This is a genomic window from Cryobacterium sp. MP_3.1 (assembly GCF_035984795.1).
Taxonomy (GTDB): domain Bacteria; phylum Actinomycetota; class Actinomycetes; order Actinomycetales; family Microbacteriaceae; genus Cryobacterium; species Cryobacterium zongtaii.
The window spans coordinates 92,777-109,603 of sequence record NZ_JAXCHV010000006.1 but is presented as its reverse complement, the minus strand read 5'-3'; the positions used below and the strand labels follow the sequence as shown (position 1 = coordinate 109,603).

Here is a 16,827-nt window from a genome sequence, read left to right as displayed (position 1 = left end):
AGCCTTCTGTCCGGATCGTCGACCGCGAGAATCGCGACGCGCCCGAGCTTATGGGTCAACACCACCGCGCTCGGTACTGTTCCCCCCTCCAAGGTACACACGGCGCGCTCACAGGCGGGCGACCGTGGCGACTGCGTGAGGCCCACAGTCCCTCCGGAACCGATTGACCGGCGTCAGACATGAGAGATAGTCTTCCCAAGACATCATTCGTCTGACGTCATACGATTGACGGTTCAGTGCATCACCCGACGCTCTGCAGGAGAGGCAAAAAATGACAGACATTCGGTACGGCTTAGTGGGGAGCGGCTACTTCGGCCGGGCCCTTGGACTGGCCCTCGAGGCATTGCCCGGGTCAACGGTCACAACGGTTTTCGATCCCGCGAACGCCGGGCCGGTCTGCGTGGAGCTCAATGCCCGCGAAGCCTCGTCGATCGCAGAGCTCTGCGCGAGCAGCGATGTCGACGCCGTCATCATCGCGTCACCGAATTGGGCGCACGCGGAGCCAGTTCTTGAAGCCGCACGAAACGGAAAACACGTCTTCTGTGAGAAGCCCATCGCGCTCTCATACGAGGAATGCTCGCGCATGATCGACGCGACCCAGGCATCCAACGTGCTGTTCATGGCGGGTCACGTGATGAACTTCATGACCGGCGTTCGCTCGGTCAAAGCGCTCATTACCGACGGGGTGATCGGTGACGTCCTATTCGCGCGCGCCGCGCGCACCGGGTGGGCGCAGCCGCAGTCCGAGATCTCCTGGAAGAACCAACGGAAACTCTCCGGCGGACATCTCTACCATCACATCCACGAGCTGGACCTCATCCAGTCGATCATGGGCCCGGCGGTCGAGGTGACCATGGTTGGGGGAAACGTCGCCCACCACGCCCCCGGCTTCGGCGACGAGGACGATCTGCTCCTCGTGGCCCTCGAATTCGGAAACCAGACCTTCGCCGTCCTCGAATACGGTTCGGCGTTCCGCTGGCCCGAGCATCATGTGCTGATCGAGGGCACCCTGGGCGCGATCCGGATCGACCTGCAGGAGGCCCACGTCACGGTACGTGTCGACGGCGAGGACGAGCGCTTACTGCTGCACCGCTCCGCGGCAGAGGACGCCGACCGCGCCCGCGTCTATCGCGACGGCACGACCGACGGTGCCATCACCTACGGCAACCCGCAATCCAGCCCTCCGCTCTGGCTCAGGGGAATCATCGAGGAAGAACTCGGGTACTTTCATTCCTTGCTGAGCGGCGCCGATCCCATTGAAGAGTTCGCCGCACTCACCGATGGCACAGCGGCGACCGCGTCCATCGCGACAGCGGATGCCCTGACCCGGTCGCTCGCGGAAAAGCGCAAGGTATTGGTATCCGAGATCACCACAGAAGGCGCCCGATGACACAGGCACTCCCGACGGCGTAGGCACACGACGGACACAAAAAACCCCTCTCATCTATGAACTACCTGATGAGAGGGGTTAGTGGTGCACCCCCCCGGACTTGAACCGGGAACCCGCTGATTAAGAGTCAGCTGCTCTGCCAATTGAGCTAGAGGTGCGTATTTTTGTGCATATTGTTCAGGCGGGGCATCCCCGCCGACATGAGACATTACCATCAGTTTCTGCGCTCGCGCCAATCGAGAGCTGACATCGGCGTGTCGCGCCCCAGTCACTATTCTGGGGAGGGTGACCGAGACCCTGCCGCCCACCCTCGCCGATGATCTCACGCTGGCCCTCGAGCTGGCCGATGCGGCCGACGCGATCTCGATGGCCCGATTCGAAGCCCTCGACCTTGTTGTCACCACCAAGCCGGACCGCACCCCGGTAACGGATGCCGACCAGGCGGTCGAGCGCGCCATCCGCGCGCTCCTGGCCGAGAGGCGCCCCGGCGACGGAATCCTCGGTGAGGAATTCGGCACGGCGGGGTCGACGACCCGGCAGTGGATCATCGACCCGATCGACGGCACGGCCGGCTTTTTGCGGGGCATCAGCATCTGGGGCACCCTGATCGCCCTCGCGATCGACGGGGTGCCGGTGCTCGGTGTGGTCAGCTCCCCCGCCCTGGGCAAGCGGTGGTGGGCCGCGACCGGCGGCGGCGCCTGGTCGACCGATGCCCGCCGTCCCGAGGCCGCGCCCACCCGTCTGCACGTCTCCGGCGTCGAGACCCTCGCGGACGCGTCGCTCAGCTACGGCAGCATCCAGCAGTGGGATGCGGCCGGACGGCTTGACGGGCTCGTGTCGCTGACCCGGCAGGTCTGGCGCACCAGGGCCTACGGCGACATGTGGTCATACATGCTGCTCGCCGAGGGACACCTTGACATCGCGGGCGAATTCGACCTGCAGCCGTACGATATGGCGGCCCTCGTGCCCATCGTGCAGGAGGCCGGTGGCGTGTTCACCTCGGCCGATGGAGCGGCCGGCCCGTGGCACGGCAGCGCCCTGGCCACCAACGGCTTGCTGCACCAGCCGGCGCTGGACGCCATCGCCCCGCCGGTTCGCTGAGCCGACCACACCGGGTAAACGGCGCCAAGAGCCCGGCCCTACGGCCCCGGGGTGTCGGCTCGATCGACGGCGCCGGCCGTCTGCCAGAGCTCGTATTGCAGCAACAGCGCCAACTCGCGCAACAACACCAGGTCAACGTCCTCCTGCGAGCGGGGGTTCTGGTCGTATACGCAGAGCGCGCCGATGCGTTCGCCCGATGGTGATTCGATCGGGAAACCGGCGTAAAAGCGCAACCGGGGACCGGAGACGACCAGGGGATTGTTCCGGAATCTCGGGTCAAGCCGCGCATCGGGAACAACCAGGGCGGCCGACTCGAGCACCGTGACGGTGCAGAACGACTCGCTCCGGGGAATGTCGAACACCGCGAGGCCCACCGTCGCCTTGTGCCATTGCCTGTCACCGTCGATCACCGTGAACGCGGCCGCGCTGGTGCCCAGCGACGAGCGGGCGAGCGCCACAATCCGGTCGAACCGCTCCTCCGGTGCGGTGTCGAGCAGGTTCAGCGCCATCAGCGCCCGGTGCCTGGCCTGCTCGATCTCCTCGGGCGTGCGGCCCTGTACCTCGGGTGCCGGCACCCCATCGGTGTGTCGCAGGGGCTCCAGCGGGCCGGCCATCGGCTGGGCCAGCACCTCCGCCCAGAGGTCGTAGTCGCTCGCGGACCGGAACCGGCCGGACCTGGCGACCGGCGTGCCGGGCAGCCTCACGAAGGTCAGCCGGTCCACGGCGGCACAGACGTCTTCGCTCACAGCGTTCAGCTCCATCGCCTGCCGGCCGGCCAGTGCGCCGAAGGGGCCGCTGAAGGCCGGAATCAACGCCACCGGGGCGATCCCGGCGACGAAGACCTCGGTGCCGAGGGAGCTCGAGTGCTGGATCTGCTCAACCAGACCGGCGAGGTCTCGGCGCCAGGCCCGTGTGGACGTGAGCCGGCCCGCGTCGAACAGGCCGAGAGTGAGCACCACGGCGTCGTATCGCCACAGGTTGGCGAAGTCGATGTGCTCTGGCGCGTTGCGCGGCGTCATGTTCGACCGGGCGATCACGTCGACGTCCACGCCGCGACCGGTGCGGGCCGTGAGCGCCCTGGCCAGCGCGCCCGGCAGTGCGAGGGTGTGGCTGAGTACACCCCAGCCGACGGCCGGTCCGCCGCCGACGATGAGGATGCGGTCGCTGTCGATTCCCGGCGAGTGCGCCTGGGGAGCGTCGTCCGGCACCGGGATGCCGCGGAACTTGCGCTCGAGAGTGGCCAGCCACGCGAGCATCACGGGCACCATCGCGCACCGCAGGGCTTCGCGCACGGGACCCTCCAACTCGACGTTGTTGGTACTGGACGGTCGTAGGCGTACATTGCATACAACTGGGTCTCATCATACGCATCCGCCCGTGTCATAAGATTCTGTAGTGTCCCCTGTTACAGATCCCCTGCGTATCGCCCTGGTTTCCCTGCACACCTCCCCCGGTGCCGAGCCCGGTTCGGGGGACGCCGGCGGCATGAATGTCGTGGTGCGGCACCAGGCCGAGGCCATGGCCGCGCTGGGCCACCGGGTGGAGATCCTGACCCGACGGTCCTCCCCCGAGATGCCCGCCGCCCGGAGCCTGGGCGCCGGCGTCACCCTGCGATACCTCGATGCCGGACCGCTGCGCTCGGTGCCCAAGGGCGACCACGAGGGGTTCATCGACGAATTCCGCGCGCAGGCCGCCGCGCTGGGCCCGTGGGACGTCATCCACTCCCACCACTGGTTCTCCGGCATGGCGATGCTGCCCCTGGCCCGCGAGCTGGGTGTGCCGCACGTGCAGAGCTTCCACTCCATCGCGGCCGACGAGGCCACACCGCTGTCGGCGGGCGAGCGGCCCGAATCCGGTGGGCGGATGGCCGGCGAAGCGTGGCTGGCCCGGGAATCGGACCTGATCGTGGCCGTGAGCGCCGCCGAGGCCGACACCGTCGTGCGTCGGCTCGGCGGGTCGATGGACCGCATCGCGATAGTCCCGCCGGGCGTGGACGGGTCTCTCTTCCATCCCGTCGCACCCGCAGCAGCCGGAGCGGACCAGGCCACGGCCACTGACCGCGGCTATGCGGTGGTCGCCGGGCGCCTGCAGCCGCTCAAAGGCCTCGACCTGGCCATCGAGGCCATCGCTGCCGTGCCGGCTCCCCTGCGGCCGGAACTCGTGATCGCGGGTGACGCCTCGGCCGACTACGACGGCTACATCGATGAGCTCAACCGGCTCGCGGCCCGGCACGGCATCGAGAACGGGGTGCGCTTCGTCGGTCCACGGTCCCGCGTCGACCTGGCGGCCCTGCTCCGCGGCGCCCGGGTGGTGCTGGTTCCCTCACACTCCGAGACCTTCGGCCTGGTGGCCCTGGAGGCCGCGGCCAGCGGTGTTCCCGTCGTCGCCCAGGGCACGGGCGGACTGCGCGAAGCTGTGCTCGACGGCGACACCGGTCTGCTCATCGAGTCGCGCGACCCGCAGGTCTGGGCGGATGCGCTCACCGGCGTGCTCTCGGACCCCGCCCTGGCACGGCGCCTGTCGCTGGCGGCCCGCGCGCGCGCCGAGACCTTCGACTGGTCGCGCTCCGCCGCGTCCCTGCTCGACGTTTACTGCGCCCTGCTGCCTGTATCGGTCTGCGCGTGAGCCTGCTCGATGGCCAGGGGTCGGTGCTGTTCGTGCATGCCCACCCCGACGATGAGACCATCTCCACCGGCGCGCTCATCGCCGAGTTCGTCGCCAGGGGCAGCCGGGTAATCCTGCTCACCTGCTCGCGGGGCGAACGCGGCGGGGTCGTCGACGGTCCGCTCGCGGCCCTGGCCGGCACCGAGGGGCTGGCGCGCGAACGGGAACTGGAGCTCGAACGGGCCACCGGCATCCTGGGCATCACCGAGCGGTTCTGGCTCGGTGAGCCGCCCGCCAGGGTCGACGGCCTCGAGCCCCGCCGCTACCGCGACTCCGGCATGGTCTGGGTTCGCCCCGGCCTGGCCGGGCCGGCGGACGACGCCACCGCCGACGCCCTCTCGGTGGCACCGCTGGCCGAGGTCACCGCCGACATCGCGGCCCTGATTGTGCGGCTGCGACCGTCCCTGGTGATCAGCTACGACGACGGCGGCGGGTACGGCCATCCCGACCACGTGCGCGCCCACGATGCCGCCCGCGCCGCGACCACGGCCACCGGCACCGCCTTCGCCGAGGTGCTCGAGGCGCCCGAGGGTGACGAAGAATGGTTCGATCTGCCCCAGCACCTCGCGGTGGTGACGGATGCGCTGCGCGCGCACGCAAGCCAGCTCACCGTGCACGGCACCGAGATCGTGCACTCCGGCGGTCAGCGCGAGGCGATCGGCACCTCGGCCGGGCTGCGCCTGCATCCACACCCCGCCGTGTGACCGTGGCGGGCGTCCTCAGCCGAGGATCGCTCCAGCGGCCACCGTCACCCTCTCGGCGCGCCGAGCCGGGGTCATCGTCCTGGTGAGCAGCCGGCGCAGCTCGGGCCGGCCGCCCCGGCTGAAGGCGGCACGCTGCTGTGCCGCACCGGTGCCGTCGACCCTGAGCCGGGCCACCGCCTCTCGCACCAGTTCGACGTCGCCCAGTTCGACGAGCTCGGGCTCGAGCATCCGCACGAATCGGCGGAGGCAGCCATGAGCCGGGGCCAGCCCGCCGCGCAACGGATCGAAAACCTGCCGGTCCATCCCGTGATGGGCCGAGTGCAGCAGGGCAGCGGAGAGGAGTTCGGACGGCATCTGGGCGGATGCGCTCGCGGCGGCGGCCTGCGCGGCCGGCACCCCGAGTGAGTGCGCCACGAACGCCCGGCACAGCGCGGTGATGAACAGCGTGGTCTGCGCGTCGAGCTGTGCATCTGCCACCCGGAACTCGATCGTGGGCAGGTGCTCCGAGAGCCGCACATCCCACATGATCACACCCAGGTCGACGGTGCCGCCGATGCCCAGCAGCCGTGCAATGCGTCGGTCGTAGTCCGCGGCGTCGAGGAAGGCCGGCGGGCAGCCCGAGGTCGTCCACCGGCGCAGCAACACCGTGCGCCAGCTGTCATGCCCGGTGTCCTGCCCCCGCCACAGAGGCGAGTTCGCGGCGATCGCCGTGAAGAGCGGCAACCAGGGCCGCACCGCATTCAGGACGATCACCCCGGCCTCCCGGCTCGGGATGCCGACGTGCACGTGCAGACCACTCACCTGATGGTCGGCGATCACGGCGTCCATGGTGCGCACGATGCGTTGGTAGCGCTCGGTGTCGGTGATCGTGGGGAACGCCGTCGTGTCGGGCGGGGTGCCGACACTCGCCACGATCACACCGAGTTCGGCCGCCTGCTCGGCGACCGCGCGTCGAAAGCCCGTCATGGCCGTGTGAGCGTCGTCCATCTTTTCGAATACCGCCGAAGCGTGCTCGATCTGGGAGGCCAGGAACTCCCGGTGCGTGACGCCCTGCCACTCGGGCATCGTCGACAGGCGCTCGAACGCCCGGGCGCCCACATCCACGGGGAACAGGGTGTCAGGATCGAGGAATTGGAACTCCTCTTCGATGCCAAACGTAGACACGTTGACCTCTTCCGTCGCCGTCGGATCACGGCAGTGTGAACCGTCTGCGACGAGTGTGACCTGTAGCCGGATGGCGGTCAAGGGTCTTGCATCACCGGGATGCGGGAACCGGACCGCCCTGGGAGGACGGGTGCACAATGGTCGCGTGCGCGCCACCGCGGCGGTGCCGGATGGGAGATGGACGGATGTGCAGATGGCTGGCGTACCTCGGGGAACCGCTGCAACCCTCGACGATCGTGCTCGACGCTAAGCACTCGATAGTCGCGCAATCGCTGAACTCCCCGCTCGGGGCCGAGACCGTGAACGGGGATGGCTTCGGCTTCGGCTGGTACCCCACGGGAGCCCCGAAGGGCACCACACCGGCGCTTTTCCACAGCATTGAACCCGCCTGGAACGACGCGAACCTGAGCGAACTCACCAGGGCTCTCACCAGCCCGCTCTTCTTCACCCATGTTCGCGCGGCAACCGCACCGCCGATCCAGCAGACGAACTGCCATCCGTATCGCTATGAGAACTGGATGTTCATGCACAACGGCGCCATCGCTGGGTGGCGCGAGCTCAGGCGCGACCTGACGTTGGCGATCGACCCCTCGCTGTACCCGAACGTGCTCGGCACCACGGACTCAGAGGTGCTTTTTCACCTCGCGTTGACCTACGGGCTCCGTGACGACCCGATCGATGCCATCGGGCGCGCCATTCGCACCGTCGAGTCTGTCGGCCACGATCACGACGTGCCTTTTCCCTGGCAGGGCACCGTCGCGGTCTCCGACGGCACCACCCTGTGGGCCTTCCGCTACTCGACCCAGGGACGCACACGCACGCTGTTTCATTCGGCGGACATCCGCACGCTCCGCCAGATGTACCCCGACCAGGAGCGTTTGTCCAGGTTTGGCGATCATGCGAAGGTCGTGGTCTCGGAACCGCTCAATGATCTGCCCGGCGCCTTCGTGGAGGTGCCGGAATCGTCCGCACTCATCCTGGAAATGGACGGGTACCGGCATCAGCCCTTCCTGGTCGACTGACCGCGCCGGCCCGGCCGTCCTGGATACACAAAACGCCACCTCGAGGGGTGGCGTTTTGTGTGTTGGTGGTCAACAGCGTGTGGCAACAACCCAATGGTGGAGATGCGGGGAATTGAACCCCGGTCCATTGCTGTGGTCATGTTTCTTCTACGGGTGTATCCAGTGAAGGCGTTCTACTCGGCTCCGGAACTTGCCACTGGCAGCTGATCCGACGAGCCCAGCCCTCGTTTAAGTCCCCCTATACCCCGAGGCTCAGGATAGGAGCAATCTCTCTAAATGACGTCAGGATCCGAGTAGAGAGCATTCCCGGTCTGACGGTCTCAATGTGGTTCTACTTAGGCCGCGAGGGCGAAAGCGGAACGCGAGACAGTGCGGTTTGAATTGGCACTTATTGTTTTGCAGAGATCGTTTACGAGATAACCCTGCATCCTCGACCCGCTTCTCACAGTTACGCAGGCAATGTCGAAACCGATCATCCCCATGTTCACGTGCTGCCGACTCGAATGAGTTGCGCAGAACGCGGTTGTTGTCACACGCTGTTGAGTTACCAATCCTGTTTCCAGAACCGCAGTGGCGAACATTGCAGCTCACCACCACGGCCTTTCAGGATACAACACTTTCGGGCCACCCTGGTAGCGACGGATGCCGCATGCTGTCATCGACACCGCGCCGTCTTGCGAAAATGCTTCCGATATTCGGCCTAGCAATTTCTGAGATATTCTCGTATACGTCTTCGATTCATGAGATAATGGGCGTATGGTCGACGAGCTGGATCCAGGCTCCACCGCACCGACGGGAACTTCTCCCGCCGGGTCCAATCTCCACGACTGGAACACCGGCCTGGCCGGCCCGGCACCGGATGCCGGCAGCGTGAGCGGCGCCGCCGACACTCGGTTCGGCGGTGAGGGCAAGCCGGAGTGGCGGGATCCGTCGGAGATCCCGGGGGGTGCAGCGCGCGTTCACCGGCGCCTTCGGTGAGAAGCTCCGGGTTCTCGCGGATGCCGCGGGGATGGTGCAGGCCGTTCTGGAGTCGACCGACCTCGACGCGCTCAGTGACGCGGAGGTGGTGGCGTTCACCCAGACGGTCGAGAATGCCGGTCGGCCCGTGGACGCGGCCCGGGTCGGCGCGGCGACCGTTGTCGGATACCGGTCCCGCCCCGGGTTGGGCCGGGATTCGATGGCGTGGCGGTTGGGGGCGTCGCATCAAAGCGACCTGCTCACCCGCCTCACCTTGGCGTCTCGGCAGGAGATGAAACGGCGTCTGGCGCTGGGTGAGAAGGTGGCCCAGAGGATGCTGGCCGGCCAGGTGCTGGAGCCGGAGTTCCCCGCGGTGGCGGCCGCGATGCGCGCCGGGGAATTGGGGATCGATGCGGCGGAGACGATCGTGAAGGGGCTGACCGACTATAAGGTGCACGGCCGCTTCGATGCCGACCAGGCCGACGTCGAATCCGCCGAGCTCGGCCTCGTCGAGCGGGCGACGGGGTCGGTCTTCGATCGCACCCGCGGCCCCGGCGACAGCGACAGCGAGATCCGATGCACCGGTCCGATCCTGCGGCGTGGCGATTCGGAGGGGTTCACCTATCCGGCCGATGATCTGCGGTCCCTGGCGGCACGGATGCAGGCGCTACTGAACCCCGACGGGGCCGCGCCGAACGCGACCACGGTTGAAGCGAAATCCACCATATCCTTCGGCGAGCTCACCCGGGGCCTCTACCCGCTGCGTGGCGGCGTGACCCCGGACCTCACGGGTGTCATCCAGAACCTGTTCAACACCTTCCAATCCGCCCGCTCCGCGCCGCGGTTCCCGTCCGCCCAGGAACAGCAACGCATAGATGCCGGCGAACTCGTGCCAGGCGAGCTGATCGACGAACGCACCGGCGGGGAGAAGCGCGCCGATATTCTCCGCGGCATCCTGGTGCAGGTCGCCCAAGACCCCCGCACCCCGACCATGGGCGGCATACCACCGACGGTCATGGTGCATGTGAACGCGGCCGACCTCCTCAAGGACGCCGGCGTCGGCTGGATCGACGGCGTCGACGGGCCGGTCTCGATGAAAACCATTACGCAGATGATCGACAACGGCGGCTTCCAGCCCGTCTTCTTCGGCAGTGCCGGTGCCGTCCTCGGCCTGGGCTCCAAGGCCCGCTGTTTCTCCCCGATGCAACGCAAAATGATCACCGCCCGAGACGCAGGCTGCATCATCCCGGGCTGCGACTGCCCACCCCAGTGGACCGAAGTGCACCATGTGGTGCCGTGGCAGGTCGGTGGGAAAACCCATGCTTCCAACGGGGTATTGCTGTGCTGGTACCACCACCACACCATCGACAGCGGCGGGTGGAGAATCCGGATGGTCGGCGGGCGCCCGCGAGTGATGGCCCCGCACTGGATCGACCCGTCCGGGACATGGCGCACACCCGAGAAACACCGGGCGCACGGCCCTAAGACCAGACACGACGAGTAGTGGCCGGATCGAGTCCGCGACCCGGTTCAGGGCGGAGCGGAGCGGGGCTGGCTAGTCGCCGAGATTACGGCGGGCGGAGATGGCTCGGTCGGACTCGCGCTTGTCCTGGCGTTCGCGCAGGGTCTGCCGCTTGTCGTATTCCTTCTTACCCTTGGCCACCGCGATCTCGACCTTGGCCTTGCCGTCGCTGAAGTAGATCTTCAACGGAATCAGGGTGTAGCCACCCTCTTTGGTCTTGTGGCTGATCTTGACGATCTCCGCCTTGTGCAGCAGCAGCTTGCGCTTGCGACGGGGCGGGTGGTTCGTCCAGGTGCCGGCGGTGTACTCCGGAATGTGCACGGCATCCAGCCAGGCCTCCCCGGACTCGATGAACGCGTAGCCGTCGACGAGGGATGCCCGGCCGGCTCGGAGGGACTTCACCTCGGTGCCGCTGAGCACCATTCCGGCCTCGTACGTATCCTCGATGAGGTAGTCGTGGCGCGCCTTGCGATTGGTCGCGACGACCTTCTCGCCTTTTTCCCTGGGCACGGCATTCTCCTCGATCGGTTCAGTGAAGCGGCCAGGCATCCGCCGGGCAGCCCATCAGTCTAGTGGATCTGATCAGACCTTCAGATAGCGGGTGATCGCGAAGTTGGCCGACGCCGCGGCCAGCGCCGCACCGAGCACCAGCAGGATCGGCACCACGGTGAACGCGTCATCGAGGCCGACCAGCGCGAAGCCGGTGAGACTGGCACCCAGGTAGCCCTGCACGAAGTAGTGCACGATCGCCACGATCGCACCACCGGCCAGCAGTGAACCCAGCAGCGCCGCGAAGACACCCTCCAGGATGAACGGCGTTTGGATGAACCGGTTCGACGCACCCACCAGTCGCATGATGCCCAACTCCTTGCGCCTGGAGAACGCCGACAGCCGGATGGTCGTGGCAATCAGCAGGGCCGCCGCCACCAGCATCAACGAGGCGATGCCGATGGCTGTATAGCTGGCCACGTTCAGCACCGAGAAGATCTGATCGAGGTACTTGCGTTGATCGGCGACATTCTCGACCCCGGCGACGCCGGACAGGCTCTCGACCAGCACCTCGGAGTCCTCGGGGTTGTTGAGGTTGACCCAGAACGTCTGGTTGAGCTGTTCGGCCGTCACGTAGTCGGCCACGGGGTTGCCCGCGAACTGCGTCTTGAAGTTCTCGAACGCCTGCTCGTGCGTCTCGAAGTAGTACTTGTCGATGAAGGTCGCCAGGGTCGGGGACTCCAGCTGCGCCTCCACCGAGTCGATCTGCTCCTGGGAGGCTTCGCCTGCGGTGCAGGTCTCCCCCGGCGAGATGGCGGTGCACATGTAAATGCCCACCTGTGCGCGGTCGTACCAGAAGTTCTTCATCTGGCCGATCTGCATCTGCATCAGGATCGCCGCGCCCACGAAGGTGAGCGAGATGAAGGTGACCAGCACGACCGAGACGACCATGGAGGCGTTGCGGCGCAGGCCGTTGGATGCTTCGGAAAGCACAAGTCCGAGTCTCATCGGGTGGGTCCTACGTTCTGCTCACTGGTGGGATCGGCCTTTTCGCCCGGAGCCCGCAGGCCGAGCTTCTCGGCCAAGGTGAGCTGTTCTGGTTCGTCGTGCTGGGTGACCGGGAGCACCGGCCTGGACATCGTGGAGGTCGGTTGCTCGACCGGCGGCGCAGTGGCCTGCTGGTCGGGTTCCGGCTGAGGGGTTTCCGGCTGACGGTCAACCGCTGCGGGCTGCTCCGCCATGACCGGGACCGGCGGTGTGGGCGCTAGGACAGGGACCGGCGGGGTGGGCGCCACGACGGGCTCGGCCCGTTCGATCACCGGTGCCGGTTCGGGCGTCGGCTCCACCGGCAGTGCGGTGCTCACCGCAACGGCGGCGGCCTCGACCTCGGCCGATGCCACCTCCTGGGGCAGCACCTCCGGCGCGGGGTGGGTCGCGGGGTAGGTCAGCGGCGTGGCCGGGGCTGCGCCCGTGGCCGGCATCCGCGAGGACCGCGACGCGGCCCGCTCGCCGGGGGGAAGCACCATCGGGATGGCCGCCGTGGCGTAGCCGCCCTGACGCTCGTCGCGCACGATCTGGCCCGCGGAGAGTTCGATCACGCGGCGCTTCATCTTGTCGACGATGCCGGCCTCGTGCGTGGCCATGATCACGGTGGTTCCGCCGGCGTTGATCCGGGCCAGCAGCGACATGATCTCGGCGCTGGTGGTGGGGTCGAGGTTTCCGGTCGGTTCGTCGGCGAGAACGATCTGCGGTTTGTTCACGATCGCTCGGGCGATCGCCACGCGCTGCTGCTCACCACCGGAGAGTTCGTGTGGCAGACGCTGCGCCTTTTCGGCCAGGCCCACCATCTGCAGGGTGTCGGGAACGGCCTCCTGGATGTACCCACGGGACTTACCGATGACCTGCAGGCTGAACGCGACGTTGTCGTAGACGGTCTTGTTCGGCAGCAGACGGAAGTCCTGGAAGACCACCCCGAGGTTGCGACGGAAGTAGGGCACCTTGCGGTTGGAGATGGAGCGCAGGTCCTGGCCGAGCACGTGAATGCTTCCGCTGGACGGCTTCTCCTCCTTCAACATCAGGCGAAGGCAGCTCGACTTTCCCGAGCCCGAAGCCCCGACCAGGAAGACAAACTCGCCGCGAAGAATTTCGACGTCGATTGAGTTCAGGGCCGGTCGGTTCGTACCGGGATATTTCTTGGTGATGTGATCAAATCGGATCATGGCGTTTCGAGCCTAGGCAGCCATCCGGGATTTACCTACTTGCGACATACCTCAAGCAGCAAGTCCAAAGGTTGGCTCACCTAGTCGGTGGGGGTCTTGCGCCAGCGGATGCCCGCGGCGATGAATCCGTCCAGGTCACCGTCGAACACGTTGGACGGGTTGTTGACCTCGTACTCGGTGCGCAGGTCCTTGACCATTTGATACGGCGCGAGCACGTAGCTTCGCATCTGGTCACCCCAGCTGGCGGTGATGATTCCGGCGAACTCCTTCTTGGTGGCCGCTTCCTGCTCACGCTGCAGCAACAGCAGCCTGGACGCCAGCACCCGCATCGCCGCCGCGCGGTTCTGGATCTGGCTCTTCTCGTTCTGGCAGCTCACCACCAGTCCGGTGGGCAGGTGGGTGATGCGCACGGCGGAGTCTGTGGTGTTCACCGACTGCCCGCCGGGGCCGCTGGAGCGGAACACGTCGACGCGGATGTCGTTGTCGGGAATCTCCACGGCCTCGGCCTGGGCGATCAGCGGGACCACCTCGACGGCGGCGAAGGAGGTCTGGCGCTTGCCCGCGGAGTTGAACGGGCTCATCCGGACCAGGCGGTGCGTGCCGGCTTCGACGCTGAGGGTGCCGAACGCGTACGGCGCGTTCACCTCGAACGTGGCGGACTTGATGCCGGCCTCTTCGGCGTAACTCACGTCGAGAACGTTGGTGGTGTAAGCGTGCTGCTCGGCCCACCGCAGGTACATGCGCAACAGCATCTCGGCAAAGTCGGCGGCGTCCACGCCACCGGCCCCCGCCCGGATGGTGATCACGGCCGGGTTCGGGTCGAACTCACCGTTGAGCAGGGTGTGCACCTCGAGGTCGCCGAGGACCTTCTGCACGCTGCGCAGTTCGGCCGTGGCCTCATCGGCCGATTCCTGGTCGCCCTCGGCGTTGGCCAGCTCCACGAGCACCTCGAGGTCGTCGAGGCGGGACTCGATGCTGTCGATGCGCTTGAGCTCGCTCTGGCGGTGGCTGAGCTCGCTGGTCACCTTTTGGGCGTGCTCGGAGTCGTTCCATAGGTCGGGGGCGCCCGCCTGGTCGCTCAACTCGGCAATGTCCAGCTTCAGCCTGTCGATGTCGATCACCGACCGGATGTCGTCAAACGTGGCCCGCAGCGCGGCGATCTGCTCAGAGAAATCCAGCTCAATCATTGTGGAATCCAGCCTACCGGGCGAGAGGTAACATCGAACGGATGAGCACCGAGCGCCCCTTCAGCCTCCGGGGAGTGGCTCTGGCCGCGTTTCTCCCCACGCTGCTCTTCTCCATCGGCGAGGGTGCGATGATCCCGCTCATCCCCCTGGTGGCCGACGGCCTCGGCGCGTCGCTGGCCTTCGCCGGCTTCATCGCGGCCATGGTCATGGTCGGTGAACTCGTCGGCGACATCCCCAGCGGGGCGATAGTGTCCCGCATCGGCGAACGCAACTCGATGATCGGGGCATCGCTGCTGGCGATCATCGCCGTGCTGGTCTGCATCGTTGCCCCCAACCCGGTCGTGCTGCTGGTGGGCATCTTCCTGATCGGCCTGGCCACGGCCGTGTTCGCTCTGGCCCGGCACGCCTTCATGACCAGCTACGTGCCCGTGGCCTACCGGGCCAGGGCGCTGTCGACCCTCGGCGGCGTCTTCCGCGCCGGCTGGTTCGTCGGACCGTTCCTGGCCGCCGGGGTCATCCACCTCACCGGCAGCACCACCGCCGTTTTCTGGGTGTTCATCGTCTGCTGCGTGGCCGCCGCCGTCGTGCTGATGCTGCTGCCGGATCCGACGGTGACGTTCGCGAAGCCCGCTCCCGTCGCCGCCGTGGAGACCGCGGGGCTGTTCAGCACCATCTGGCGCTACCGGGGTGTGCTGCTCCGGCTGGGCACCGGCGCGGGACTGGTCGGTGCGATGCGGGCCACCCGCACGGTGCTGCTGCCGCTCTGGGCGGTCAGCATCGGCATCAACGAACCCGACACCGCCCTGATCATCGGCATCGCAGGCGGCATCGACTTCGCGCTCTTCTATGCCAGCGGCCAGATCATGGACCGCTTCGGGCGCATGTGGACCGCGATCCCGTCGATGATCGGACTGGGTGTCGGCATGCTCGCCCTCGCGTTCACCCACGATCTGCCGGAGAACGTGGCGTGGTTCATCGCCGTGGCGATGTTCCTGTCCGTGGCCAACGGCATCGGGAGCGGATTGCTGATGACCCTGGGCGCCGACCTGGCGCCGGCCGGCGGCCCGGCCCCGTTCCTGGGCGCCTGGCGGTTCACCGCCGACTTCGGCAGCGCCGCCGCTCCCCTGGCCGTCGCCGGCATAATCGCACTGTTGTCGCTGTCGGTGGCCAGTGCTGTGATGGGAATGGTTGGCCTGGTGGGAGCCGGCGTGCTCTGGCGCTACATTCCGCGGTACGCCCCGCGCCACCCCCGTTTTCCCCCGAGAGAAAGATAGCCAGCATGCCCCTGCACGGAGAGTACGAGCCCAGCCCCGAGAAGTGGGTCCGCGACCAGGTCGAACTGTACGAGACCTCCGGCGGCACCAAGGGCACCACCATGCGCGGGATGCCCGTGATCGTCCTGAGCACCCTCGGCGCCAAATCCGGCAAGATCCGCAAGGCTCCGCTCATGCGCGTCGAACACGACGGCCGTTACGCAGCCGTGGCATCGCTCGGCGGCAGCCCGAAGAACCCGGTCTGGTACGCCAACGTGCTCGCCCATCCGCTCGTCGAGGTGCAGGACGGTCCGGTGCGACGCGACATGATCGCCCGGGAGATCACCGGCGACGAAAAGGCCCTCTGGTGGGAGCGGGCCGTTCTGGCGTACCCCGACTACGCCGATTACCAGGTCAAGACCGACCGGGTCATCCCGGTATTCCTGCTCGAACCCGTCGCCGAGCCGGCTTCCTAGTGGCCAAGCCACCGGGCCGGTCGAAGCGGCGCGGACCCCAGCTGGACCGGATTATCCTCGACAACCTGCTCGACAACGACGGCACGCTGGTGGGCCGCGGGGACGACCGTGAGGCCGAACGCTACAGCAGGGTGGACTTCTCCGGCCGGGACTTCACCGGCACCCGGTTCGCGGAGTGTGAGTTCCGCGGCGTCGACCTGAATACCACGGTGCTGCGCGGCAGCACCTGGAACGAGTGCGTCGCCACCGAACTGCACGCGGCCGTGTTCAGCGCGCCACGATCGAGCTGGCGGGACGTGCGCATCGAGCACTCCAGGCTCGGCTCGGTCGAGCTCTACGACTCGAGCCTGCGCAGCGTTCAGCTGGACGGGTCGAAGCTGGACTTCATCAACCTGCGCAACGCCACCCTCACCGATGTGCTGATCTCCAACTGCATCATCGACGAGCTCGACCTCTCCGGCGCCACCGTGCAACGGCTCGAACTGCGCGACTGCCGGATCGGCACCCTCGACGTGGCCGGCGCCCGGCTGACCGACGTGGACCTGCGCTCGAGCGACTTCTCGGCCATCCACAGCCTGGAAGGGCTCAAGGGTGCCACCATCGACGACGCCCAGCTCGCGCTGCTCGCTCCGTTGCTCGCGGCGCAGCTGGGCATCATCGTTGAATAGGAGTAGTGCTT

Annotated in this window: 16 protein-coding genes, 1 tRNA gene and 1 other RNA gene; 10 read left to right on the top strand and 8 right to left on the bottom strand. The window is 67.1% G+C overall.

What is annotated here, in order from left to right:
* Positions 1-271 precede the first annotated feature (271 nt).
* On the top strand, positions 272-1,390 hold the full coding sequence (locus RCH12_RS05985; protein ID WP_327016318.1) for a Gfo/Idh/MocA family protein: 1,119 nt from the start codon (positions 272-274) through the stop codon (positions 1,388-1,390).
* Between the two features lie 82 nt (positions 1,391-1,472).
* Here RCH12_RS05985 and RCH12_RS05980 read toward each other — a convergent pair.
* A tRNA-Lys gene (locus RCH12_RS05980) sits at positions 1,473-1,548 on the bottom strand.
* 127 nt (positions 1,549-1,675) lie between these two features.
* Between RCH12_RS05980 and RCH12_RS05975 the strand changes: the two genes are divergently transcribed.
* Positions 1,676-2,491, top strand: a complete 816-nt coding sequence (locus tag RCH12_RS05975) for an inositol monophosphatase family protein (RefSeq protein WP_243398987.1) — start codon at positions 1,676-1,678, stop codon at positions 2,489-2,491.
* Positions 2,492-2,529: 38 nt separating this feature from the next.
* Here RCH12_RS05975 and RCH12_RS05970 read toward each other — a convergent pair whose 3' ends face one another.
* Positions 2,530-3,783, bottom strand: coding sequence for a GAF domain-containing protein (locus RCH12_RS05970; protein WP_327016317.1), 1,254 nt, complete (start codon positions 3,781-3,783; stop codon positions 2,530-2,532).
* Between the two features lie 103 nt (positions 3,784-3,886).
* Between RCH12_RS05970 and RCH12_RS05965 the strand changes: the two genes are divergently transcribed.
* A complete protein-coding gene (locus tag RCH12_RS05965; protein ID WP_103429736.1) occupies positions 3,887-5,116 on the top strand; it encodes a glycosyltransferase in 1,230 nt (409 codons plus the stop codon).
* On the top strand, positions 5,113-5,859 hold the full coding sequence (locus RCH12_RS05960) for a PIG-L family deacetylase (protein WP_327016316.1): 747 nt from the start codon (positions 5,113-5,115) through the stop codon (positions 5,857-5,859). Before RCH12_RS05965 ends, RCH12_RS05960 begins: the two co-directional genes overlap by 4 nt.
* A 15-nt stretch (positions 5,860-5,874) precedes the next feature.
* Here RCH12_RS05960 and RCH12_RS05955 read toward each other — a convergent pair whose 3' ends face one another.
* Positions 5,875-7,023: a carboxylate-amine ligase gene (locus tag RCH12_RS05955; protein WP_327016315.1), complete on the bottom strand. Its 1,149-nt coding sequence runs from the start codon at positions 7,021-7,023 to the stop codon at positions 5,875-5,877.
* Positions 7,024-7,160: 137 nt separating this feature from the next.
* On the opposite strand from RCH12_RS05955, the gene RCH12_RS05950 reads away from it, so the two are divergent.
* A complete protein-coding gene (locus RCH12_RS05950; RefSeq protein ID WP_327016314.1) occupies positions 7,161-8,045 on the top strand; it encodes a class II glutamine amidotransferase in 885 nt (294 codons plus the stop codon).
* Positions 8,046-8,139: 94 nt separating this feature from the next.
* Here the strand turns inward: RCH12_RS05950 and ssrA are convergent.
* Positions 8,140-8,525: a transfer-messenger RNA gene (gene ssrA, locus RCH12_RS05945) on the bottom strand.
* 276 nt (positions 8,526-8,801) lie between these two features.
* On the opposite strand from ssrA, the gene RCH12_RS05940 reads away from it, so the two are divergent.
* Together RCH12_RS05940 and RCH12_RS05935 are read left to right on the top strand one after the other, a co-directional pair.
* The gene (locus tag RCH12_RS05940; protein WP_327016313.1) at positions 8,802-9,023 is read left to right on the top strand and encodes a hypothetical protein; all 222 of its coding nucleotides are present in this window, start codon (positions 8,802-8,804) and stop codon (positions 9,021-9,023) included.
* Positions 8,992-10,506 (top strand): HNH endonuclease signature motif containing protein, encoded by a 1,515-nt coding sequence (locus RCH12_RS05935; protein WP_327016312.1) that lies wholly within the window; start codon positions 8,992-8,994, stop codon positions 10,504-10,506. The genes RCH12_RS05940 and RCH12_RS05935 overlap by 32 nt, the downstream gene beginning before the upstream one ends.
* 51 nt (positions 10,507-10,557) lie before the next feature.
* On the opposite strand, the gene smpB is transcribed toward RCH12_RS05935, so the two are convergent.
* The 4 genes from smpB to prfB form a co-directional block, all read right to left on the bottom strand.
* A complete protein-coding gene (gene smpB / locus RCH12_RS05930; protein WP_088458063.1) occupies positions 10,558-11,034 on the bottom strand; it encodes an SsrA-binding protein SmpB in 477 nt (158 codons plus the stop codon).
* Positions 11,035-11,106: 72 nt separating this feature from the next.
* Positions 11,107-12,021, bottom strand: coding sequence for a permease-like cell division protein FtsX (ftsX, locus tag RCH12_RS05925; protein WP_103429741.1), 915 nt, complete (start codon positions 12,019-12,021; stop codon positions 11,107-11,109).
* On the bottom strand, positions 12,018-13,232 hold the full coding sequence (gene ftsE / locus RCH12_RS05920) for a cell division ATP-binding protein FtsE (protein WP_327016311.1): 1,215 nt from the start codon (positions 13,230-13,232) through the stop codon (positions 12,018-12,020). Before ftsE ends, ftsX begins: the two co-directional genes overlap by 4 nt.
* Before the next feature lie 80 nt (positions 13,233-13,312).
* Positions 13,313-14,419, bottom strand: coding sequence for a peptide chain release factor 2 (prfB, locus tag RCH12_RS05915; RefSeq protein WP_327016310.1), 1,107 nt, complete (start codon positions 14,417-14,419; stop codon positions 13,313-13,315).
* A 41-nt stretch (positions 14,420-14,460) separates the two neighbouring features.
* Between prfB and RCH12_RS05910 the strand changes: the two genes are divergently transcribed.
* From RCH12_RS05910 to RCH12_RS05900, 3 genes are read left to right on the top strand one after another with little or no spacing between them, the layout of a single operon-like run.
* Positions 14,461-15,693 (top strand): MFS transporter, encoded by a 1,233-nt coding sequence (locus RCH12_RS05910; protein WP_327016309.1) that lies wholly within the window; start codon positions 14,461-14,463, stop codon positions 15,691-15,693.
* A 5-nt stretch (positions 15,694-15,698) separates the two neighbouring features.
* Positions 15,699-16,148 carry a nitroreductase family deazaflavin-dependent oxidoreductase gene (locus RCH12_RS05905; protein WP_103429744.1) on the top strand — a complete coding sequence of 150 codons (450 nt, stop codon included), beginning with the start codon at positions 15,699-15,701 and terminating at the stop codon, positions 16,146-16,148.
* On the top strand, positions 16,148-16,816 hold the full coding sequence (locus RCH12_RS05900; RefSeq protein ID WP_327016308.1) for a pentapeptide repeat-containing protein: 669 nt from the start codon (positions 16,148-16,150) through the stop codon (positions 16,814-16,816). Before RCH12_RS05905 ends, RCH12_RS05900 begins: the two co-directional genes overlap by 1 nt.
* The last annotated feature ends 11 nt before the right edge of the window (positions 16,817-16,827 follow it).